The sequence below is a fragment of the Providencia sp. PROV024 genome (assembly GCF_032709665.1).
In the GTDB taxonomy this organism is placed as follows: Bacteria; Pseudomonadota; Gammaproteobacteria; order Enterobacterales; family Enterobacteriaceae; genus Providencia; species Providencia huashanensis.
On the sequence record NZ_CP120545.1, the window covers coordinates 3,161,233 to 3,183,661 of the forward strand.

Annotated in this window: 19 protein-coding genes; 8 read left to right on the forward strand and 11 right to left on the reverse strand. The window is 40.6% G+C overall.

The genetic code is table 11. The features are described 5' to 3' along the window. Positions 1-2 precede the first annotated feature (2 nt). From ftsL to leuO, 8 genes are all read right to left on the reverse strand, one after another. Positions 3-323, reverse strand: a complete 321-nt coding sequence (gene ftsL / locus P3L56_RS14690; protein ID WP_048607944.1) for a cell division protein FtsL — start codon at positions 321-323, stop codon at positions 3-5. Then, positions 323-1,276, reverse strand: a complete 954-nt coding sequence (gene rsmH, locus P3L56_RS14695) for a 16S rRNA (cytosine(1402)-N(4))-methyltransferase RsmH (protein ID WP_129466226.1) — start codon at positions 1,274-1,276, stop codon at positions 323-325. The genes ftsL and rsmH overlap by 1 nt, the downstream gene beginning before the upstream one ends. Before the next feature lie 2 nt (positions 1,277-1,278). Continuing rightward, the gene (mraZ, locus tag P3L56_RS14700) at positions 1,279-1,737 is read right to left on the reverse strand and encodes a division/cell wall cluster transcriptional repressor MraZ (RefSeq protein WP_042845126.1); all 459 of its coding nucleotides are present in this window, start codon (positions 1,735-1,737) and stop codon (positions 1,279-1,281) included. A gap of 697 nt (positions 1,738-2,434) precedes the next feature. Then, positions 2,435-3,445 carry a catabolite repressor/activator gene (gene cra / locus P3L56_RS14705; RefSeq protein ID WP_042845417.1) on the reverse strand — a complete coding sequence of 337 codons (1,011 nt, stop codon included), beginning with the start codon at positions 3,443-3,445 and terminating at the stop codon, positions 2,435-2,437. An 84-nt stretch (positions 3,446-3,529) separates the two neighbouring features. Continuing rightward, positions 3,530-4,021: an acetolactate synthase small subunit gene (ilvN, locus tag P3L56_RS14710; RefSeq protein ID WP_042845128.1), complete on the reverse strand. Its 492-nt coding sequence runs from the start codon at positions 4,019-4,021 to the stop codon at positions 3,530-3,532. Between the two features lie 2 nt (positions 4,022-4,023). Continuing rightward, entirely contained in the window at positions 4,024-5,751 is a 1,728-nt protein-coding gene (ilvI, locus tag P3L56_RS14715) for an acetolactate synthase 3 large subunit (protein WP_042845418.1), read from the reverse strand. Positions 5,752-6,092: 341 nt separating this feature from the next. Continuing rightward, the gene (locus tag P3L56_RS14720) at positions 6,093-7,925 is read right to left on the reverse strand and encodes an AMP-dependent synthetase/ligase (RefSeq protein ID WP_166685527.1); all 1,833 of its coding nucleotides are present in this window, start codon (positions 7,923-7,925) and stop codon (positions 6,093-6,095) included. A gap of 342 nt (positions 7,926-8,267) precedes the next feature. Next, positions 8,268-9,236 (reverse strand): transcriptional regulator LeuO, encoded by a 969-nt coding sequence (gene leuO / locus P3L56_RS14725; protein ID WP_042845131.1) that lies wholly within the window; start codon positions 9,234-9,236, stop codon positions 8,268-8,270. 901 nt (positions 9,237-10,137) lie between these two features. Here leuO and leuA point away from each other — a divergent pair. The 4 genes from leuA to leuD are packed head-to-tail and all read left to right on the forward strand — an operon-like array spanning position 10,138 to position 14,825. Continuing rightward, positions 10,138-11,715, forward strand: a complete 1,578-nt coding sequence (gene leuA, locus P3L56_RS14730) for a 2-isopropylmalate synthase (protein WP_042845133.1) — start codon at positions 10,138-10,140, stop codon at positions 11,713-11,715. 2 nt (positions 11,716-11,717) lie between these two features. Then, positions 11,718-12,806 (forward strand): 3-isopropylmalate dehydrogenase, encoded by a 1,089-nt coding sequence (gene leuB, locus P3L56_RS14735; protein ID WP_048607947.1) that lies wholly within the window; start codon positions 11,718-11,720, stop codon positions 12,804-12,806. A 1-nt stretch (position 12,807) separates the two neighbouring features. Continuing rightward, positions 12,808-14,211 (forward strand): 3-isopropylmalate dehydratase large subunit, encoded by a 1,404-nt coding sequence (leuC, locus tag P3L56_RS14740; protein WP_129466228.1) that lies wholly within the window; start codon positions 12,808-12,810, stop codon positions 14,209-14,211. Positions 14,212-14,222: 11 nt separating this feature from the next. Continuing rightward, the gene (gene leuD / locus P3L56_RS14745; RefSeq protein WP_042845138.1) at positions 14,223-14,825 is read left to right on the forward strand and encodes a 3-isopropylmalate dehydratase small subunit; all 603 of its coding nucleotides are present in this window, start codon (positions 14,223-14,225) and stop codon (positions 14,823-14,825) included. A gap of 81 nt (positions 14,826-14,906) precedes the next feature. Here the strand turns inward: leuD and sgrR are convergent, their stop codons facing one another. Beyond that, complete coding sequence (gene sgrR, locus P3L56_RS14750) at positions 14,907-16,586, reverse strand: HTH-type transcriptional regulator SgrR (protein WP_198860833.1); 1,680 nt, start codon at positions 16,584-16,586, stop codon at positions 14,907-14,909. Positions 16,587-17,525: 939 nt separating this feature from the next. Here sgrR and mutH point away from each other — a divergent pair. After that, positions 17,526-18,209: a DNA mismatch repair endonuclease MutH gene (gene mutH / locus P3L56_RS14755; protein WP_042845420.1), complete on the forward strand. Its 684-nt coding sequence runs from the start codon at positions 17,526-17,528 to the stop codon at positions 18,207-18,209. Between the two features lie 76 nt (positions 18,210-18,285). Further along, on the forward strand, positions 18,286-19,017 hold the full coding sequence (locus P3L56_RS14760; RefSeq protein ID WP_042845141.1) for a TerC family protein: 732 nt from the start codon (positions 18,286-18,288) through the stop codon (positions 19,015-19,017). On the opposite strand, the gene P3L56_RS14765 is transcribed toward P3L56_RS14760, so the two are convergent. After that, positions 19,014-19,262 (reverse strand): Pathogenicity locus, encoded by a 249-nt coding sequence (locus tag P3L56_RS14765; RefSeq protein ID WP_042845143.1) that lies wholly within the window; start codon positions 19,260-19,262, stop codon positions 19,014-19,016. The genes P3L56_RS14760 and P3L56_RS14765 overlap by 4 nt on opposite strands. Before the next feature lie 163 nt (positions 19,263-19,425). Between P3L56_RS14765 and P3L56_RS14770 the strand changes: the two genes are divergently transcribed. Further along, on the forward strand, positions 19,426-20,301 hold the full coding sequence (locus P3L56_RS14770; protein ID WP_042845145.1) for an alpha/beta fold hydrolase: 876 nt from the start codon (positions 19,426-19,428) through the stop codon (positions 20,299-20,301). A gap of 65 nt (positions 20,302-20,366) precedes the next feature. Here the strand turns inward: P3L56_RS14770 and P3L56_RS14775 are convergent, their stop codons facing one another. After that, positions 20,367-21,146 carry an acetoin reductase gene (locus tag P3L56_RS14775; protein WP_042845147.1) on the reverse strand — a complete coding sequence of 260 codons (780 nt, stop codon included), beginning with the start codon at positions 21,144-21,146 and terminating at the stop codon, positions 20,367-20,369. Between the two features lie 516 nt (positions 21,147-21,662). On the opposite strand from P3L56_RS14775, the gene P3L56_RS14780 reads away from it, so the two are divergent. Next, the gene (locus P3L56_RS14780; RefSeq protein WP_042845148.1) at positions 21,663-22,409 is read left to right on the forward strand and encodes an SDR family oxidoreductase; all 747 of its coding nucleotides are present in this window, start codon (positions 21,663-21,665) and stop codon (positions 22,407-22,409) included. The last annotated feature ends 20 nt before the right edge of the window (positions 22,410-22,429 follow it).

Sequence of the window (22,429 nt, forward strand, 5' to 3'; positions counted from 1 at the left end):
TTTTATTGTTTAGAAACAATAATTTTTTCTTGTGATGGTTCAACTTGTACCATCTGTAATTTATCAATAGACAAACGTTCTATCCGGCTATGGCTCGCTAATGCATTTTCCTCAAGGATCAGATTGCGCCATTCAATATCTAGCGAGTCTTTCTCTTCGTAGAGCCTGTCTTTCGCAGCAGTTAACAAACGTGTCTCATGTGCCGTGGTCACCACAAATATTGCACTAACAATAATTGCAGCTAATAAAATCAAAGGAACAACGCCATAACGGAATAAATCGCGCCCAATCACGCGTGCTAGGCTGTGCCTTTCAGGAACCATTATTGCCCCGCCTTCTCTGCAAAACGCAGCACAGAGCTACGTGCGCGTGGATTTTCGTTTATTTCCCTATCTGAAGGCTTCATTTTCCCTAAGTCGCGTAATTTCGCAGCACCGAGTTCCTTTATTTGACTCTCCGTGAGGGGTATCCCCGCAGGTACAGTAGGCCCTTTGCTATTTTTGCGAATGAATCGTTTAACTAGCCTATCTTCCAAAGAGTGGAAACTAATTACAGATAAACGCCCATTTGGAGCAAGTACATTCATCGCCCCCTCTAATGCCTGCTCAATTTCTTCCAATTCGCTATTGATATAAATACGAATCGCTTGAAAACTGCGGGTTGCTGGGTGCTTATGTCGGTCTTTCATTGGACTAACTTTGGCAATTAATTCAGCAAGGTGCCGCGTACGAGTTAATGGCTCTTCTTCTGGATTGTGATTACGTTCAACGATCGCCCTTGCGATACGCTTAGCAAAACGCTCTTCACCAAATGTTTTAAGTACCCAAGCAATGTCATCTACCTCAGCGTTCATCAGCCATTGTTGTGCTGACTGGCCTTTCGTTGGGTCCATTCTCATGTCTAATGGCCCATCACGCATGAAGGAAAACCCCCTTTCTGGGTCATCTAATTGCGGCGAAGAAACACCTAAATCCAACAAGACCCCATCAACTTTACCCACTAAACCTTCTTCTTCTACGTAGGCTGCTATATCAGAAAACGGCCCATGTTTAATCATAAAACGAGGGTCATCAATACTTTGTGCTGCTTTTATGGCTTCTGGGTCACGGTCAATGGCTATCAATCGACCATGTTCACCCAGTTGGCTTAAAACCAGACGGGAGTGCCCACCGCGACCAAATGTGCCGTCGATGTATACCCCATTAGGCTGAATATTTAAGCCATTAACGGCTTCATCCAATAATACTGTTACGTGCTTAAATTGCTGTTGCGTCATTGTTATAGTGACAAATCCTGTAAGCGGGCTGAAAGTGGTTCATTGGTAAGGCGTTCAGCGGCAATATCGTCATCCACTTGCTGATACCAAGTTTGTTCATCCCAAAGTTCAAATTTATTAATCTGGCCAACCAACATGACCTCTTTGGTTAGCCCTGCGTGTTGACGCAATGTACTAGCTAACAAAAGACGCCCCGCATTGTCCATTTGGCATTCACTTGCATGGCCAAGCAAAAGCCTTTGTACGCGCCGTTCTGCAATGTTCATGGTCGATAACCGAGAAAGTTTTTCTTCGATGATCTCCCATTCGGGTAAGGTATAAAGCAGCAGGCATGGCTGGTGAAGGTCAATGGTACAAACCATTTGCCCTTTTGATTCCTCGTTCAGCATTCCTCGATAACGAGTAGGCACGGTTAAACGCCCTTTGCTGTCGAGATTAACCAGTGTTGCCCCACGAAACATACCCGATTAAACCCCTTTTATTTCCAAGCCACCCACTTTACCCCACAATTCACCACATATAAAGTTTACGAATGGTATGAAAACCTTGTCAAGCCAGTCAGATTGAGCTTTAGCTTTATTTACAGAACAATTCAGAAAAAATAATGGCGGGTAAAATCTTACTAGGAAAGAAAATAAGAAATAACAGATTGATATAATTGACATATTTTATAGAACACAGTCTAAATAAGCTAAATTATGATAATTTGACTAAAAATCAAACAATTTGTTATAAGTCTGACCTATGTTTTATTTTTAATCCGTGCATCTCTCACCAATTTTTTGGGTTTACTTGGTCTTAAAACAACCACTAATATATAATCACAGCAAAAACACCCCTGTAAAAAAATAAAACCATTATATTTCAACCCAATAAATAACTGTTTTAATAAACAGTATTAATTTATAGAAGATTTACAAACTAATTTTTTATAAAACAGTCAGACTCGAATTCTCACTCTAATCCGCTAATTTAGCTTTCACTGTTAAATGGTTAATAAATATTTTAAGATAATTCCTAAAGTTAAATATTTACCTATTTTTGCATATAAAAAAAAGCCCCTACTGTGTAGGGGCCGTTATCTTACTCATTTTTGTGATTAACATCACTCATTATCGCATAAATAATTAACTGTTCGGCTAAAGTTAAAGCGAGTAATTATTGCTTACGACCTAAACTTCCACGACGACATAAATCACGACGAATACGGGTGACACCCGGTTCCGGTTTTTGTTTTTCATCTAGGCTGGCTAATACCAACTCTAAGATACGTTCTGCTATGTCTCTATGACGCTGAGCTAGGGAAAGCACAGGGCACCCCAGAAAATCTAACAGTTCGTTATCACCAAAGGTGGCAATGACCATGTGTTCCGGTAAACGACCGCTGCGTTTAAGCGCAATATCAAGTACCCCTTGTAGCAAGGAGAATGACGTCGTGAACAACGCATCAGGCATTTCATTACCACTATCAAGCCAGTGGGCAAAAACTTCCGCTGCTGAATCCCGTTCATAGCTATTTGCATATAAATAATCAACTTGGCGAGGGTCTTCGTTCCATGCTTTACGAAAACCTTGCTCACGCAAATAGCTGACAGATAACTCAGGTAATGCCCCTAAATACAATACCGATTCAGCTTTAAACTTACGCAATTCTGCTGAAATCATGAAAGCATCTTCTTGGTCATCCCCTACTACGCTAATAAAGTGCTCTTTTTCAAGGGCTCTATCGAGTGCAATAATAGGTAAAGAACGGTTTGCCCAACGCTGGTAAAACGGGTGCTCTGGGGGTAGTGCCGTTGAAACAATAATGGCATCAACTTGCCGTTGCAGAAGGTGTTCAACGCAGCGGATTTCGTTGTCTGGTTGGTCTTCTGAGCACGCAATGAGTAATTGGTAACCACGCTGACGTGCCTGCCTTTCAAGGTAGTTCGCTATACGGGTATAGCTGGTATTTTCCAGATCAGGGATCACTAACCCTATAGAACGGGTACGACCTGCACGTAAACCCGCCGCGACTGCATTTGGATGGTAATTGTGCTCTCTGACGACTGCCATCACTTTTTCTACAGTTTTATCGCTGACTCGATACTGCTTGGCCTTGCCGTTGATCACATAACTAGCCGTTGTGCGGGAAACACCCGCTAGACGGGCTATCTCATCCAGTTTCACGTTAACCTCTTTACAATTTTGGGAATAGCTCCGAGTCATTCGGAGCCTTAAACGCGAGTATTCTACCTTTGGAAGATAAATTTTTCATCGCATAATTTTATCACCACGTGAAACACCGACGATCCCTGAGCGCACAACTTCAACAATTTCAGCAACACCGCGTACAGATTCGATAAAAGCATCGAGTTTTTCGCTTGTTCCCGCTAGCTGAACGGTATAAAGCGTTGGAGTCACATCTACGATTTGCCCACGGAAAATATCAGCACAACGTTTCACTTCATCACGCCCATAACCGGAAGCTTGTAGCTTCACTAACATGACCTCGCGTTCAATATGTGCTGACGCTGTTAGCTCACTGACACGCAAAACATCAACCAGTTTATGCAATTGCTTTTCTATTTGCTCAAGCACCTTTGCATCACCTTTAGTTTGGATGGTCATTCGTGACAAGGTTGGGTCATCCGTTGGTGCGACGGTTAGGCTTTCAATATTATAACCACGTTGAGAAAACAGACCTATGACGCGGGACAAAGCACCTGATTCATTTTCTAATAAAACGGATAAAATACGACGCATGATCAGGTCCTCTCTGTTTTGCTCAACCACATTTCATCCATTGCCCCACCACGGATTTGCATTGGATAGACGTGCTCAGTTTCATCAATATTAATATCAACAAATACTAACCGTTGATTTTCGTTCACCTCAACGAGGGCTTGTTGCAACTTGGTTTCAAGTTCATCAGGTGAGGAGATTGAAATCCCCACATGACCATAAGCCTCTGCTAACTTAATAAAGTCAGGTAATGATTCCATATAAGATTGTGAATGGCGACCTTGGTAAATCATGTCCTGCCATTGTTTCACCATACCTAAGAAACCGTTATTTAAATTAAGTACGACAACTGGCAAACCATATTGCAGCGCGGTTGAAAGCTCTTGAATATTCATTTGGATGCTGCCATCGCCAGTCACACAAATAACCGTTGATTTAGGGTGTGCTAATTTCACCCCTAATGCAGCTGGCAAACCAAACCCCATCGTGCCTAAGCCACCTGAGTTAATCCAATGACGTGGTTTATCAAAAGGGTAATATAATGCAGCAAACATTTGATGTTGCCCTACATCAGACGTGACATAGGCTTCCCCATTCGTTAAACGATAGATCATTTCAATCGCCTGCTGGGGCTTAACTTTTGTTGAGTTAGTTTCATAACGCAAACATTGTTTAGTACGCCATTGCGCTATATCTTTCCACCAATCTTTGAGCGCTTGGCTGTCTTGTTGTGATGATGTTTGCTCTAACTGACCCAGCATTTGTTTTAGTGTTAATTTGGCATCTCCGACAATAGGAATGTCCGCATTAACCGTTTTTGAGATAGACGTTGGGTCAACATCAATTTGAATGACCGTCGCGTTTGGACAGTATTTTTCTAAATTGTTGGTTGTGCGGTCATCAAAGCGCACACCAACTGCAAAAATAACATCCGAGTTATGCATAACCTTATTGGCTTCATAGGTACCATGCATACCTAGCATACCAACAGACTGCTGGTGAGTTTCAGGGAAAGCCCCTAACCCCATTAGTGTGGATACTACCGGCAATTGCAGTTTCTCAGCCAGTTCAATAATTTCTGCGGAGCAATTTGCATTGATGGCACCCCCACCAATATAAAAAACCGGTTTTTTTGCTGCGACTAGCTTAGATAGCGCTTTTTTTATTTGGCCTTTATGCCCTTGCAACGTTGGGTTATAAGAACGCAAAGAGACACTGTCTGGATAACGGTAAGCAAATTTTAAAGCCGGATTAACGGTATCTTTTGGAAAATCAATGACCACCGGACCCGGACGACCGCTAGCTGCAATATAAAAAGCTTTTTTGATTGTTTCAGGGATCTCTTGTGCATCTTTAATTAAAAAGCTGTGTTTAACTATTGGACGAGAAATACCAACCATATCGCATTCTTGGAAAGCATCATTGCCAATTAGCGAACTAGCAACCTGCCCTGATAACACGACCATCGGAACAGAGTCCATATATGCTGTCGCTATCCCTGTGATTGCATTCGTTGCACCAGGACCCGATGTCACAAGCACCACGCCGACATCCCCTGTTGAACGAGCGTAACCATCTGCCATATGCACCGCAGCCTGTTCATGACGCACTAAAATATGTTCTACCCCACCAACAGTGTGAAGTGCGTCATAAATATCTAATACTGCACCGCCTGGATAACCAAACACGTGCTTTACTCCTTGGTCAATCAATGATTTGACGACCATTTCAGCTCCCGACAACATCTCCATGAGTTTGCCCCCAGACATTATTTGCAAGTTAAGAGGTATCAATTACCCCTTTATTTTTATCATTAAAATAGGTGAATTAGTGCTATTAACATATCGCTCCGGCTGAAACGAAGCAAACATCATTTTCAGCACCAAGTACATTAAACTTTCAGATAATCTTGAACATCAGTCGTTGGTAGGTAGATTGACTATATATGAAAAAAATAGGAGGTTGAATGACTAGTTTAGCTAAAAAATCAGTGGAATTTCCCTTCGCATTGTCAGTTGCAAAAATCACAAGGTTCATAAACAAAAAAGCCACCCAAGTAAGTTAGCTTGAATGGCTTTAGTTTCTATATCTATTATTCTTTATACATAGTTTCAATTTCTAATTGGTAGCGCTCAGAAATAATTTTACGGCGCAACTTCAATGTGGGGGTTAATTCCCCTTGTTCCATCGTAAAAGTAGTCGGTAATAAGGTAAAACGTTTAACTTGATGAAAATGTTCTACATTCTTTTGTAAGTCTTTTAAGCGGGACTCAAACAACGCCACAATTTTTGAGTCTTTTAAGAGCTCTAAACGGTCACGATATTTCAAATTAATTGAATTAGCGTACTCTTCCAAACTGTCATAGCAAGGTACGATCAGCGCAGAAACAAATTTACGTGCATCAGCAATAACGGCTATATGTTCAATAAATTTGTCTTGCCCTAAAACGCCTTCAATCATTTGTGGAGCAATATACTTACCGTTAGACGTTTTCATTAAATCTTTCAGTCTATCTGTAATATAGAGGTTACCGTGGGCATCGATTTTCCCTGCATCCCCAGTTTTTAACCAACCATCAGATGTAAAAGTGTCTAAGGTCTCTATTGGCCGATTATAGTAGCCTTTCATGACGACAGGGCCTTTGACTTGAATTTCGTCATCTTTACCAATACGTACAGAGACTGCTGATAATGGTGTGCCAATAGACCCTAACGGGTATTTACCTTCTTCCCAGCAAGATACCGTGGCACAGGTTTCTGACATGCCGTATCCATATTTGATATCGACACCTGCTGAAAGAAAAAAGGCAATCACGTCATCATCTAGACGAGCACCTGCTGCTGGCATAAAGCGAATTCGCCCACCTAAACCAGCACGAACTTTACTCAATACTAGTTTATCTGCGAGAGGGAAAAGACCCCGGTTAAACAATGAAGGCTGGCGACCTTTTGCTATGGCATTGACGCGGCTTTTACCTAGCGAAATTGCCCAGTTAAATAACCCCCTGCGTAACCACGGTTGTTTAGCCGCTTTACTTTGTACCGCGCTATACACTTTTTCATAGAAACGCGGTACCGCACACATGACGGTTGGTTTAACATCGGCGAGAGCTTCACGTACATTGTTGGTATCGGTTAGATAAACATTTAAAGCCCCCACGTGCATCACATAAAAGCTCCAAGCACGCTCAAACACATGGGAAAGCGGCAAGAAGCTCAAAGAAATATCATCCGCTGTTAATTTTAGCCGTTGGTCATGAAGGTACAATTGCGCCGCCATGTTGTAGTAGTCCAACATGACCCCCTTCGGCTCACCAGTGGTCCCTGATGTATAGATTATCGTAAATAAATCACTAAGATTATGCGCCGCAATACGGGCATCTAACTCAGTTTGAAATTCAGGCTTAGCTTGAGACATAAATGCCGACAAATGCATCGTTTCTACGGAGCTACCGATCAGCTCCACGCTCTCATTCATCACGACAATCATTTTTAACTGTGGACAAAGTGCTGGTAGCTGGCAAGCGACCTGATATTGAACGTCTTCCCCAACAAAAAGAATGTTGATATTTGCATCATTAACAATATAGGCTGCTTGCTCAACGCTACTGGTTGCATAAAGTGGAACGGTGACCGCCCTAATTTGCAAAGCCGCAAAGTCAACAAGCGACCAGTCCATACTGTTATGAGCAAAGAGACCAATATTACCTTGCGTTGCAACTTGTAACGCCAAAAGGCGGCGAGAAATCGCAGAAGTGCGTTCACCAACCTCACTCCATGTTAACGAGCTTTGTTGCCCGCAATCCCATTGACTGAAAGCTATCCGGTTCGCTGACTCTTGTGCATTAATTCTGCTACGTAAGCGATTAACCAAGTGGTATGGATATAGATTTTCAGTAATCAAAGTTAATTTCCTATCGGCCATTATCAATATAAGTTGCTCGGTTTGCTCACAAGCACTTAGCTATCTTACAATTTCAGCTTACAACTGTTAGCTGAATATTCGAAGTGTATCGACTAAAGGGAAGCGTGGAAAGCATTTATATGTAAATTTTTTGCAAATGTTATATGCACTACAAAACTCATCATAGTTCTCACTATAATGAGTTAGTTATGCTGTTGTAGTGCCTATTCTGTTTTATAGGTAGTTTTTAGAAGGGAGATTAATCGTGCTTGTTAATACCCTTTAGCTGCATTGGCCTCACCCTGACAACTAACTGAAAACCATTACGTCTGTTCCTCTAGCTTTAGTTAACGCCCAAAATAATTATGCCGCTGCCGCCTGCTCAGTTAGCCCTGCAATCATTTGGTTGAATTGAGACTTCATCCATTGGTGGCCTTTATCCCTTGCCGTTGACTCGTGCCACGTTAAATAACAAGGGCGTGTGTTATTTTCCCACGGTAATGTTAGCGAACGTAATTTGAATTGACCTGAGTAATGTTCAACCAACCATTTTGGTGCAAATGCCACTAAATCAGTTTGAGCAACAATATTAAGCACGCTGTTTAAATCAGTTCCTTGATAACTCACGTTGTCAGATAATTCAGTATTATAATAATAAGGCTTACTGAATGAGCCAATATTATCCATAGCAACAATAGCATGACGCTCATTGTTTATTTCAATAGCAGAAATAGTATTTCCAATACGAGGGTGATGGTTTGATGCAACTAATACTAATTCATCATCAAATAAAATTTGTTGTTGATATTCGGGTTTTTCGAATTGGCTATAGCCAAGGAAAAAATCTATTTCTTGATATTTTAATTGATGAGCAATGTTGTTATCCATAAATGAATGAATAAAAATATTAATATTAGGTGATACTATTTTAAATTTCGCGACAATAATTGCAGCTAAGCGAATATCTAATGGAGAACAAATAGACAAATTAAACATTCGTTCGCTATCTTGTGGGTCAAACCCTGCGCCAGGTAATTCATTATGTACTAACTGCAACGCTTGCCTAACGGGGCCAAACAACTGTTTAGCACGAGATGTTGGTTGAATACCCCGACCATACCGAACAAACAGCTCATCATTAAACATGGATTTTAAACGAGAAACCGCATTACTTACAGCGGGTTGAGACATCCCTAAAACTTGAGCCGCTTTTGTCACGTTTTGCATCTGCATGACAACATCAAAAACCGTTAATAAGTTTAAATCAACATTACGCAAATGAATATCACCATTGTCTTTTTTGGCTGTTAAAATCGTATCAAAATCAGTCATTTTTTACTCCACTAAATATATTTATCATTTTTCATTAATGAAAAGGCTCATTCATCGAGAAAAAACCGACGAATATATAAATTCATTAAATATTATGTTTAAAACAACTTATAGATAATAAGTCATTTCGCTTTCCCTGCATTTATTAAAACGACGTTTATATTATTTTACCCATTAATTAGATTCACAGTATAAATATCATTATTAAAACGTAAATATTCACTAAAGTAATGAATGATGGTTACTTATTAAGCGAACAATCACTCTCAGTAAAAATAATAAAACAATTTGTGAAAGAAATCATAATAAATCGTGTGTGAATTCAAGAAATATTCGCATTATCAGATTATTTTTTAATTATATATTTATTAGATAATTAATTTAATTGAAAACCATCAGTGAACATGATTCATTTCCCTCTTTTAATCCATCACCCACATACAAAAACAAAGAAATAGTTAAAAAACAATAGATTACATGAATTAATCCGCACAACTATTTCACCAAAAGAATTTTACCCTTATTTCAGCCAGTAAATATAGGTAAAAACGTCATATAAATTATAAATTTTAGTCACAACCCCTAGTTTTTAGAGGTAATTCATGATTGGTAAAAATATGTGAAAAATCTAAGATTGACATTAACCATGAGATCACGTATCAATAAATACAGTTAATTAAGCAACATAAGAGAGACAGTTTAAAATGATGTTTTCTATCCGCCTACTAAGCCTACTACTACTCGCATTAAACTTGCGCGGTATGCTTATGGACGGAAAATAGCAAGACACTGTCCACAAACATTAAGAACCCGCGCAACCCGCGGGTTTTTTTATGCCTGCGGCTTTAAAAGAACATAACGATTGGTTTAATAAAATAAAATTCGAGATGAGGAACACAATATGAGCAACCAAGTTATTATTTTCGACACCACCTTACGGGACGGTGAGCAGGCATTGCAGGCAAGTTTGTCAGTCAAAGAAAAATTACAAATTGCCTTCGCCTTAGAGCGTTTAGGTGTTGATGTTATTGAAGCGGGTTTCCCTGTCTCCTCTCCAGGTGATTTCGAGTCAGTCCAAACCATCGCTCGTGAAATTAAAAATAGCCGAATCTGTGCATTAGCACGTTGTATTGAAAATGACATTGATGTTGCAGCCGAGTCATTAAAGGTTGCCGAAGCCTTTCGTATCCATATTTTCTTAGCCACCTCCAATTTGCATATGGAGAAAAAATTAAATAAATCCTTTGATGGCGTAATGGATATGGCAATCAATTCCATCAAGCGCGCTAGACGCTATACCGATGACGTTGAATTCTCCTGTGAAGATGCGGGCCGTACTGACCCTGACAATTTATGTCGCATTGTAGAAACGGCTATTAATGCAGGTGCAACGACAATCAATATCCCAGATACTGTCGGTTACACAACGCCTTACCAGTTTGGCGGCATTATCACTGATTTGTATAACCGTGTGCCCAATATCGACAAAGCCGTAATTTCTGTTCATTGCCATGATGATTTAGGGATGTCCGTTGCTAACTCAATCAGTGCTGTGCAAGCCGGTGCCCGCCAAGTTGAAGGGACTATCAATGGCTTAGGCGAGCGTGCTGGCAACACAGCATTAGAAGAAGTGATTATGGCAATTAAATTGCGCGAACAAATGTTAAATGTGCATACCAATATTAATCACAAAGAAATTTACCGTACCAGCCAATTAGTTAGCCAATTATGTAATACGCCAATCCCAGCCAATAAAGCGGTTGTAGGTAGCAACGCATTTGCTCACTCATCAGGAATTCACCAAGACGGTGTCTTGAAAAACCGTGAAACCTACGAAATTATGACGCCAGAGTCTATCGGTTTAAAAGAACAACAATTGAATTTAACCTCGCGTTCAGGCCGTGCTGCCGTTAAACACCGTATGGAAGAAATGGGGTATCACGAAGGTAAAGACTTCAAATTGGATGAATTATATACTGCATTTTTGAATTTAGCCGATAAGAAAGGTCAAGTCTTTGACTATGACTTAGAAGCCTTGGCTTTCTTTACGAAACAACAAGATGAAACTGACCACTTCGTGATGGACTATTTCAGTACACAATCAGGCTCTAGCATTGTCGCAACAGCAACAGTCAAAATGCAGTGTGGCGATGAAGTGAAGTCTGAAGCGGCAACCGGCAATGGCCCCGTTGATGCCATCTACCAAGCCATCAGCAACATCACGAAATTCCCTATGAAATTAGTATCTTACCAGTTATCAGCTAAAGGCCACGGTGAAAATGCATTAGGCCAAGTGGATATCGTGGTTGAATGCCATAACCGTAAGTTCCACGGCATGGGGTTAGCGACAGATATCGTCGAATCTTCAGCGAAAGCCATGGTGCATGTGTTGAATAGCATTTGGCGTTCAGAACAAGTCGAAATAGAAAAACAAAAAATAAACCAAGAATCACAATCAAACACAAAGGAAGCTGTTTAACAATGTCTAGTTATAAAATTGCCGTATTACCGGGTGATGGCATCGGTCCTGAAGTTATGGCGCAAGCACACAAAGTTTTAGATGCCATTAGCAAACGCTTTGCTATCACTATTAATACTAAAGAGTATGACGTTGGTGGTGCGGCTATCGATAAACACGGAGAACCTTTACCACAAGCAACAGTACAAGGCTGCGAAGAAGCAGATGCGGTGTTATTTGGCTCTGTCGGTGGACCAAAATGGGAGCATTTACCACCCGATAGCCAACCTGAACGCGGTGCGTTATTACCTTTACGTAAACATTTTAAATTATTCAGCAACTTACGCCCTGCCCGTTTATATCAGGCACTGGAAGCATTCTGCCCTTTACGTGCTGATATCGCAGCCCAAGGTTTCGATATCCTTTGTGTCCGTGAATTAACAGGTGGTATTTACTTCGGTCAACCAAAGGGCCGTAAAGGTGAAGGCAGCGAAGAATATGCATTTGATACCGAGGTGTATCACCGCTATGAGATTGAGCGTATCGCACGTATTGCATTTGAATCAGCTCGTAAGCGAAATAAAAAAGTGACCTCTATTGATAAAGCTAACGTGTTACAAAGTTCAGTGTTATGGCGTGAAGTCGTTAATCAAATTGCAAAAGAATACCCAGATATTGAAATCAGCCATATGTATATCGATAACGCGGCAATGCAAATGATTAAAGCACCTTCACAATTTGATGTGGTGTTATGTTCTAACTTATTTGGCGACATTATTTCTGATGAATGCGCCATGATCACTGGTTCTATGGGTATGTTACCTTCTGCAAGTTTGAATGAATCTGGGTTTGGTTTGTATGAACCTGCTGGCGGCTCTGCCCCCGATATTGCAGGGAAAAATATCGCAAACCCAATTGCTCAGATCCTATCAGCCTCTATGCTGTTAAGATTTAGCTTAGACCAAGCTGACGCTGCAGATGCTATTGAGCGTGCAGTCAATAAAGCCTTAGAAGAAGGCTATAGAACATCAGATTTAGCTGGTACAGGTAAATCAATCAGTACCAGTGAAATGGGCGATACCATTGCTCGTTATATTGCAGAAGGGGTGTAACATGGCTAAGACTTTATATCAAAAATTATATGACGCGCACGTTATTCGGGAAGTCGAAAATGAAACCCCGTTAATTTATATCGACCGCCATCTGGTACATGAAGTGACTTCTCCTCAAGCTTTTGATGGGTTAAGAACTAAAAACCGCCCGTTACATCAGCCGAGTAAGACCTTTGCTACTATGGATCATAACGTTTCGACACAAACAAAAGATATCAATGCTTGTGGCGATATGGCTCGCATCCAAATGCAAGAATTAATGAAAAACTGCCAAGAGTTTGGTGTGACTTTATATGATTTAAATCACCCATATCAAGGTATTGTCCATGTGATGGGCCCTGAGCAAGGGATCACCCTGCCTGGAATGACAATTGTCTGCGGTGACTCCCATACGGCAACACATGGAGCATTTGGTGCGTTAGCTTTTGGGATTGGAACTTCTGAAGTTGAACACGTTATGGCAACGCAAACGCTGAAACAAGCGCGTGCCAAAACCATGAAAATCGAAGTTGTCGGTAAAGCCCCAGCAGGGATTACAGCAAAAGACATCGTATTAGCTATCATTGGGACGACGGGTAGCGCAGGTGGTACAGGCTATATTGTTGAATTTTGTGGTGAAGCCATCGAAAATTTAAGCATGGAAGGCCGTATGACGGTGTGCAACATGGCTATCGAATTAGGTGCTAAAGCTGGGATCATCGCACCAGATGAAACCACCTTCAATTATATAAAAGGGCGCCAGTTTGCACCTAAAGGCCAACAATGGGATGACGCAGTCGAATATTGGAAAACGTTGAAAACAGATGATGATGCTAAATTTGATAAGGTCGTCACTATTCAAGCGAGTAGCATCGCACCACAAGTTACTTGGGGAACCAACCCAGGGCAAGTTATTGCTATCAATCAGCCTATCCCTGCACCTGAGTCATTTGCAGACCCAGTTGAACGCGCATCTGCAGAAAAAGCGTTGGCTTATATGGGGTTACAATCAGGCATTAAATTATCAGATGTAAAAATTGATAAAGTGTTTATTGGCTCATGTACCAACTCACGGATTGAAGATTTACGGGCAGCGGCTGCAATTGCTAAAGGTAAAAAAGTCGCAGACGGTGTTCAAGCGATTGTGGTTCCGGGTTCTGGTCCTGTTAAAGCACAAGCTGAACAAGAAGGTTTAGATAAAATTTTTATTGATGCCGGTTTTGAATGGCGCTTACCGGGCTGTTCAATGTGTTTAGCCATGAATAATGACCGTTTAAATCCAGGTGAACGCTGTGCATCAACCAGTAACCGTAACTTTGAAGGTCGCCAAGGTCGTGCTGGTCGTACACATTTAGTTAGCCCAGCGATGGCTGCTGCCGCAGCGATTAATGGCCATTTTGCTGACGTTCGCGACATTCAAATTTAAGGGGAAAAGCAATGGAAAAATTAATTACCCACGTAGGCATTGTTGCTCCTTTAGATGCCGCAAACGTTGATACTGATGCCATTATTCCTAAGCAATTTTTGCAGAAAGTTACTCGTACTGGTTTTGGTCAACATCTGTTTAATGACTGGCGTTTTTTAGATGAAAATGGCCAGCAGCCTAACCCTGATTTTGTCTTGAACAAACCCGTGTTTAAAGGCGCAAGTATTTTACTGGCGCGTGAAAATTTCGGTTGCGGCTCTTCTCGTGAACATGCTCCATGGGCACTGACTGACTTTGGCATTCAAGTCGTTATCGCCCCAAGTTTCGCCGATATTTTTTATGGCAACTCGTTCAATAACCAATTGTTGCCAATCAAATTAAGCGAACAAGAAGTGGATGAAATGTTTAACTATGTGAACAGCCATGAAGGTTGCCAGTTCACTGTTGATTTAGAAGCGCAAACAGTCACAGCAGGCGATAAAACGTATCATTTTGAGATTGATAGTTTCCGCCGTCATTGCATGATGAATGGGTTGGACAGTATTGGGCTGACGCTGCAACACGTCGACCAAATTAAAGATTACGAGCAGAATATCCCCTCTTTTATGCAATAAACCCGTTTCTACGCCTACTTCAGTAGGCGTAGTTTCACGATATAAAGTGGAACATCCCCTCGCTAACGCCGTAAAGCCTCATCATTCAAGACGAGGAACATCTTCAGAAGGCTTAAACCAAGCAGATTTAAAATCAAACCAGCCAAAGGTATTCATGCGAACGCCACGCATTGTGCGTTGACCTTGTAATTCAAGCCAATGATGAAAAATAGGATGGAAAATTTGTGAGTCAATTAAACTTTCACACCAAGATTCAACGTCTAATTGGTGAGTTCTCCATAAACAAAGTTCATTTTCCAGTGTATTTCCAAGACATTGACGTAATAGCGGCATTTCATATAGGGTAGCAAAAATTGAAAACTCCAGTGGCTTAAAAAAGTTTGCCGTGGCTAACCAAATATCGCTTGGCGCATCCCCATTAAACCAATCATCATAATCAATAATATTGATGTTAAGCTCAACACCTTGTGTTTGTAGCACCCTTTTCATTATTTGGCTTATCGCATAAAACTCATGGTGATGATGATAAAAGGTGACTGTCAGTTCAGTTAGGTCAGCAGGTTTAGGAAATAAAGTCAGCATTTTGCTATGGTGCCAATGTAATAACAAACCATAAGCAGGCGCCCAGTGACGCTGGTAAAACGGCTCGCAATGAGCAAGTAAGTTTACTGGCGTTAAAAAGCTGCATAGCCACTTGCGGACATCTTCACGTTGAGCAATTTCTGAACGCTGATCCATCAGCAAGAAATAGCACCCCTCCTCCATGCGACTTTCCAATGAATCATTGTGATGTGTATCGCCATCCATTTTTAATGTGGTACACACCATTTGCTCTGATAGCTCAGGAACCACCCATATAGTCACTTCATCAAGTAGCGCTCGATAGCCAAAATAGCGGTCAAAAGCCGAAATAGTCAGTTTTTGTGGCAAGTTTTTTTCAACTTGGTAAGGGCCTGTACCGATAGGGCAACGACTAAAATTTTCTATACTTTCCCATTCTTTAGGTAGAATAGCGGCATGATGGCTACCTAATAACCAAGGCAACTGCTTATCGGGCTTGCTGAGGGTGATATCAATGACATAAGGCTGGGGAGACGACACAGATTGAATATGAGAAAAAAGCGGCCAGCAGCTTTTTAAGCGTAATAGTGACGAAATGATATCATCTACCACCATTACTCTTCCATGGTGAAAGTAAATTGCGGGGCGTAGATAAAAGCGCCATCGAGTATCACTAATGCTCTGCCAGTGATGTGCTAAACCATCTTCGACTTCCCCTTTTTCCTCATTTATATGGGTTAACCCATTAAAAATCTGGCTCATTAAGTGAATTTCTGAGCGACGCATTGGCGCACCAGGTAAAAGCGCCGGAAAATCACGATAATAGATAATGCGTAGTAAGTTTTTACCTTGCCGATAACTGCGCTCTAATTCAGATAGTACCATTTGACGAATAGTTTCTTTATCACCGACAAGAGCCACCAGCTTTTCTATACTTTCCTCTTTTAGTAATTGCTCAGCCTGCGCCTGCTGTAACTCTAAGCCATTTACATGGAAGATTAACGTAGAGCGTTTACCTCGGCCTGATTCTGCTCGCCAACTAAGCCAACCATTAGATTGCATATTATTAAGTAGTGTACGAACGTGACGTCTAGAGCAAAACAAGGTATCTGCAATATTTTGCAGAGTAGTTTCACTATCTTGCCCCTGAAAGTGTTGCCAAAGGCGGATGAATTGGTTTTGTAAGCGTGAATTAGACATAAAAGAGGAACTCCGGCAAAAAATGCATCAATTTTAATTTTCTAAAACCAAGCGATAATAGTTAGCAGTAAGTAGCTCGTTTGGTTTGCATATTGCTGACCAACTCCCCCATTTAGAGTAATGGTGTTTTATCACCAAGCCGGTTCGCCGGCTTTTTTTTGCCCTGTTTTTTCAGGCTTCACTCTCTCTTCCAATCAGATACTTGTGTTCGCCCCCAAGCTACCTTCCCTCGTCGTCTCGCTATGGCGCAAACTATTTAGAGGTTAGCTATTTGCGTATTATTTATTATCGATATAATCACAATTCTACACTTCACTTAAATAATTATACCGTAAGAAACTCACTAGCAAGTAGTCTTTGAAAAGTAAATCATTCATAGTTATAAACAGCCAAAGCCAATAATATGGATGTTATTCACTTTTTCTGTGGATATCTATGTTAACAACCCTATGGTAATCAGGGTATATCCCCAGCGCCTTTTTTTATCAAAAAAAAACAGAAACTAATAAACATTGGTAAATCAATCAAATAAAATCAAAAACACCACTTTATCCACTGGTTAATTTTTTAACTAAATCGCTTAGGAGTCTAACTGAACAAAGATCAAACAACGAGGTATTTATCCACAACATATGCGCTTAACTCACTCGTTTTTTGTGATAAACTTCAAAAAAAACGTTTCGTCAAGCCTGTAAATGCACACAGTGCTCCCTATTTTTAACAGTTATCCAGAAATCCTGTGGATAACCTAGTGCATGATCCTGTGATTATCTTGGGAGGAACTTTAATAACCTCTAAAATCGTTTTTAATATACGTAAATAATTAATGATATTATCATATATTTCATATAGTTAAAATTTATAGCTATAAAGTGTTATACTCACCTCATTCAGTAATTTATTTTTGTTCGTTTTTTACACACTAATACCCAAATCATGATGCCATTTATACCACCGCAACCACCTGAAAACGAAGCAACCCTTATGAATAGGGCTCAAGCACTCGCGGGCTATACACTGGGTCAGCTCGCTCAAATAGCCAATATCCCAATCCCCCCTAATCTTAAACGAGACAAAGGTTGGGTTGGGATGTTATTGGAGTATTTTTTAGGTGCCAGCGCAGGTAGCAAAGCAGAACAAGATTTCGCTCATATTGGTATTGAATTAAAAACCATCCCAATTGACCGCCACGGCGTTCCATTAGAAACCACCTTCGTTTCTGTAGCACCATTAACGGGCAACAGTGGTTTAACATGGGAAAATAGCCATGTACGCCGTAAGCTATCGCGAATTTTATGGTTCCCAATCGAGGGAGAAAGACAAATCCCTCTTGCCCAACGGCGCGTCGCTAACCCCTTAATTTGGAGCCCTTCTCCTTTTGAAGAACAATTGCTACGGCAAGATTGGGAGGAGTTAATGGACCTCATCGTGTTAGGTAAAGTAGAAACCATTACGGCACGGCATGGCCAAGTACTACAAATTCGCCCCAAAGCAGCAAATAATAAAGCACTAACTGAAGCGATTGGTGAATTTGGTCAACCAATCATGACATTACCACGTGGTTTTTACCTTAAGAAAGATTTCACTGCGCCTTTATTAGCGCGGCATTTTAATCTTGCTTAACAACCCCCATCGCCTGTACCAAAGCAGACGATAAACAATTATCACTGTTTATTTATTTGATTTAGAAGGTACAAAGATGTTTGAGTGGATATTGGACCCTAATGCGTGGATGGCACTGGCTACACTAACAATATTAGAAATTGTATTAGGCATAGATAATATTATTTTCCTCAGTATTGTCGTCAGCAAGCTCCCTGCCCACCAACAAAATAGTGCAAGGCGTACTGGGCTGATAGCAGCAATGGTAATGCGTCTTGCGTTACTTGCCTCAATAGCTTGGTTATCACGACTCACCACACCACTTTTTAGCATTGCTGAGCATATGGTATCTGCCCGCGATTTAATCTTGTGTGCAGGAGGCATTTTTCTCATTTGGAAAGCTAGCCAAGAGATTTTCGACACTATTGAAGGGGAAGATGAGAATAGTTTTGCCAGTAAGCGCATTAGCTCATTTTGGGGGGCTATCGTACAAATTGCTTTGTTAGATATTATTTTTAGTCTAGATTCTGTGATCACGGCCGTTGGGCTGTCAGATCACTTATTCATCATGATGGCGGCGGTAATTATTGCAGTATTAATTATGATGGTTGCCGCCAAACCTATTGGGGAGTTTGTTGACCGGTATCCGTCAGTGAAAATTTTAGCCTTATCCTTTTTAATATTAGTCGGTTTTACGCTGATACTCGAAAGCGTCCAAGTCCATGTATCAAAAGGCTATATTTACTTTGCTATGTTCTTTTCAATGGCAGTACAGGTACTTAATATTTTACGCAGTAAAAAATGGAAAACAAAACATCCCCCCCATTAACTTGATGTTCCAAGCGCTTGCTTTGCTGCCAAGATAGCCCCCTCAACGGCTTTCTTGGCCTGAGGGCTATTTTTCCAACAACTTGAGCCTGTTAATGCGGCTCCTGAAATTAAAATTTCATCATAAGAAGCTTCACTTAATTGAGCTAATGAGCTAAACCCCATTTGCTCTAAGCGGCTTATCACCATGGGACCAACCCCTTTAACAGCCAATAAAATTTGCTTTTCTGACTCGGAAAATGCCATATCACCCTCTTTATACTAATTACCCAATAATTATTTAAGCTAATATTTTGCAATTTACCTCTTTAATACTTTAAAATCGCAATTATAACAATGCCAGTTTGAATAATTATTAACTGACCTATCTTATCACCCAGCCCAAACTTGCTTTATCTTAGGAATTCATATGTATAACGTTCCAGTGACCAATCTACATCAACATACGATGACGTTAGCCGATGGTCGTCAATTGTGTTGGTTTGAATCAGGCCCCAAAACAGGTTTCCCCGTGATTTTTTGTACTGGAGCAGGTATGAGTGGCACATTGGGCTTTGGGTTAGATTTACTGCAACAATTAAATATTCGCTTAATTGTTCCTGAACGCGCAGGGCTTGGGGGCTCCACCTTCCAAACAAAAAAATCATTAAAAAGTTTTGCTATGGATATCCAAGCGCTTTTAAATGAGCAATCTATTGATACCTTTTCTGTAATTGGCTTTTCCCAAGGTGCGGTCTTTGCGATGGCCATTGCCTATTATTGCCAGCCAAATTCACTGTCTATTGTTTCTGGGCAAGACCAATTTGAATACCCAGATACTCGCGCAAAATTAACGGCCGATGTTGTGAATATGCAGGAACAAGCGCTTAATACGCCTGATAATTTATCCGATTGGCTACTTAAGAATGTAACAGGAGAGTGGCTATTAGCTTTTATCCTCAATTGCAGTGCAGAAATAGACCAACAACTGTACAATGAAGAACAATTTCTTGCAGCCTATACAAGTTGTATTCAGCGCGCTTTTGCTCAAGGTAACCAAGGATATGTACAAGACTTATTAATCACCTTGCAAGAATGGGGCTTTACCCCTGAAAATATTCAATGTCCTACCTCCTTATGGTACGGCGAGTTGGATATGAGCACAGTACATTCCCCTGATTTTGGTGAAGTGTTGGCCAGCCGTTTTTTAAACTGCAACCGCTACTTATATCCTCAAGAAGGCGGTTCATTGCTTTGGACACAAGCAGACGCTATTTTAACTAATATTAAGAAGCAAGCCGCTTAATGAAAAAAGCCGCGCTGAATAAATCAACGCGGCTATCAGTTCAATTTTGATATCACATATGTGAATTAGCGATAAACAATCCCGCCATCAGTCAAAATTGATTGACCTGTAATATAATCAGAGTCATCGCTGGCTAAGAATGCCACTAAACCTGCTACATCATCAGGGGTTTGAGCACGACCCAGTGCGATACCTTCAACATATTTTTTGTAGGTTTCGCCTTTTGGTGCCCCAGTGATTTCTGCAAAGCGTTCGTCAATCTCAACCCACATATCTGTACCCACAATACCTGGGCAATATGCATTCACCGTAATACCTGAACTTGCATATTCTTTTGCCGCCGTTTGAGTTAACGCACGAACCGCAAATTTAGTTGCTGAGTACACTCCTAACATAGCGAAACCATCGTGGCCTGCAATCGAGGAAGCATTGATGATTTTACCTTTATGCTTACGCTCTTTGAATTTCTCGCTAGCCGCTTGGATGCCCCACATAGTGCCATCTACGTTAATTTTGAAGATTAAATCCATATCTTCTTGGCGAACATCAGCGATTGGCTTAACTTGAGCAATCCCTGCATTGTTGATCATTACATCGAAACCACCTAACTCTGCTTCTGCATGAGCTACCGCAGCAAATACTTGGTCACGTTGACTGATATCTGCGGCAAATGTTGTCACTTTACGACCTAAGGCTGCAATTTCTTTTGCAACATCTTCAAGTTTATCTTTTTTCAAATCCACCAGTGCGATATTGGCACCTTCTTTTGCTAAGCGTAATGCAATACCGCGACCAATTCCTTGTGCCGCACCAGTAACTAAAATGACTTTATTATTTAACGCCATACTGTTCTCCTACTGAATAATAGTCAAAATGACTAGTCCACCATTAACAATAAGTTAGCAATAATAACAATAAGTTACAAAGTAAAGATTTTCTTCTGCCATTCTCTATTTATTAGATATATTTAACTATTAACTTGATAAATGCTTTTGATTTTCCAAAGAAAAAGGGATAAATAATGAAATTCAAAGATGATTGTTAATAAAAATCATTATCAATATAATAAACAAAAAATGCGATTTCTTGTATTATGTTTAATTAATACACAATTAATTGAAATTTAAAATCGAATTGGGGCTCATACGTTTCAATTATTCTCTCAGTTCCATCCTGGCGTTTCCCTATATACCGATTAATGTTAACGATTTCAGTAACATTAATCTTCTTTGTCCCTGCAAGGCGAATAAATTTCACACAACAACACATTGTTTTAAACCAAAATAAAAAGCAATAAGCCGAGTTTTTCCTGATTTAAAACCCTTTATTTTGAGGGCTCCATAGAAAAATGAGGGATAAACATGCTACTCAACGGTAAAACTGCAATTATCACTGGGGCATCTTCTGGTATTGGCCGCTCTATCGCAATAATGTTTGCTCAAAATGGAGCTTCAGTGTGCCTGACCGGTAGACGAAAAGCGGAGCTTAGCGAAGTGGCTAATGAGATCAATGCCACAGGAGGAACTGCAATTTATTATGCGGGAGATATCTGCTTAGAAGAGACACATTTCAACCTGATAAACCTAGTTTCAAAAGAATTTGGACGATTGGATATCGCTGTAAATAATGCTGGCATGGTAGGCCCAATGAAACCAGTAGCAGAGTTCAGCCTTGAAGAGTGGGTACAGGTTCAAACTATAAACTCTACAGCCGCATTTTTGGGCGCTAAAAATCAAATACCTTTAATGGTTAAATCAGGGGGAGGGTCAATTATATTCACCTCAAGTTTTGTTGGTAATAGTATCAGTCTTCCAGGGATGTGCAGTTATGGAACAGCCAAATCCTCTTTACTCGCGTTAGCTAAAGGTATCGCGGTGGACTATTCAGATAAGAATATTCGGGCAAACGTCATTCTACCCGGTGGGGTAAATACCGATATGGCAGGCAACCAACAACAACGTGAATGGGCAGCAAATTTACACGCGATGAAACGGTTAGCTGAACCTGAGGAAATCGCATCCTCCGCGTTATTTTTAGCATGTTCACTATCAAGTTTTATAACCGGAACATCATTATATGTGGATGGAGGCGTTTCCGTATGCAAATAAGACTTGTTAGGAGAAAAAAG

Coding starts and splice junctions, on each gene's coding strand:
- ilvI (WP_042845418.1), bottom strand. CDS start 5,751: ATGGAGATGTTGTCGGGAGCTGAAATGGTCGTCAAATCATTGATTGAC.
- P3L56_RS14780 (WP_042845148.1), top strand. CDS start 21,663: ATGCTACTCAACGGTAAAACTGCAATTATCACTGGGGCATCTTCTGGT.
- sgrR (WP_198860833.1), bottom strand. CDS start 16,586: ATGTCTAATTCACGCTTACAAAACCAATTCATCCGCCTTTGGCAACAC.
- leuC (WP_129466228.1), top strand. CDS start 12,808: ATGGCTAAGACTTTATATCAAAAATTATATGACGCGCACGTTATTCGG.
- leuA (WP_042845133.1), top strand. CDS start 10,138: ATGAGCAACCAAGTTATTATTTTCGACACCACCTTACGGGACGGTGAG.
- leuD (WP_042845138.1), top strand. CDS start 14,223: ATGGAAAAATTAATTACCCACGTAGGCATTGTTGCTCCTTTAGATGCC.
- P3L56_RS14720 (WP_166685527.1), bottom strand. CDS start 7,925: ATGGCCGATAGGAAATTAACTTTGATTACTGAAAATCTATATCCATAC.
- P3L56_RS14760 (WP_042845141.1), top strand. CDS start 18,286: ATGTTTGAGTGGATATTGGACCCTAATGCGTGGATGGCACTGGCTACA.
- ilvN (WP_042845128.1), bottom strand. CDS start 4,021: ATGCGTCGTATTTTATCCGTTTTATTAGAAAATGAATCAGGTGCTTTG.
- P3L56_RS14775 (WP_042845147.1), bottom strand. CDS start 21,146: ATGGCGTTAAATAATAAAGTCATTTTAGTTACTGGTGCGGCACAAGGA.
- mraZ (WP_042845126.1), bottom strand. CDS start 1,737: ATGTTTCGTGGGGCAACACTGGTTAATCTCGACAGCAAAGGGCGTTTA.
- mutH (WP_042845420.1), top strand. CDS start 17,526: ATGCCATTTATACCACCGCAACCACCTGAAAACGAAGCAACCCTTATG.
- leuO (WP_042845131.1), bottom strand. CDS start 9,236: ATGACTGATTTTGATACGATTTTAACAGCCAAAAAAGACAATGGTGAT.
- P3L56_RS14765 (WP_042845143.1), bottom strand. CDS start 19,262: ATGGCATTTTCCGAGTCAGAAAAGCAAATTTTATTGGCTGTTAAAGGG.
- ftsL (WP_048607944.1), bottom strand. CDS start 323: ATGGTTCCTGAAAGGCACAGCCTAGCACGCGTGATTGGGCGCGATTTA.
- P3L56_RS14770 (WP_042845145.1), top strand. CDS start 19,426: ATGTATAACGTTCCAGTGACCAATCTACATCAACATACGATGACGTTA.
- leuB (WP_048607947.1), top strand. CDS start 11,718: ATGTCTAGTTATAAAATTGCCGTATTACCGGGTGATGGCATCGGTCCT.
- rsmH (WP_129466226.1), bottom strand. CDS start 1,276: ATGACGCAACAGCAATTTAAGCACGTAACAGTATTATTGGATGAAGCC.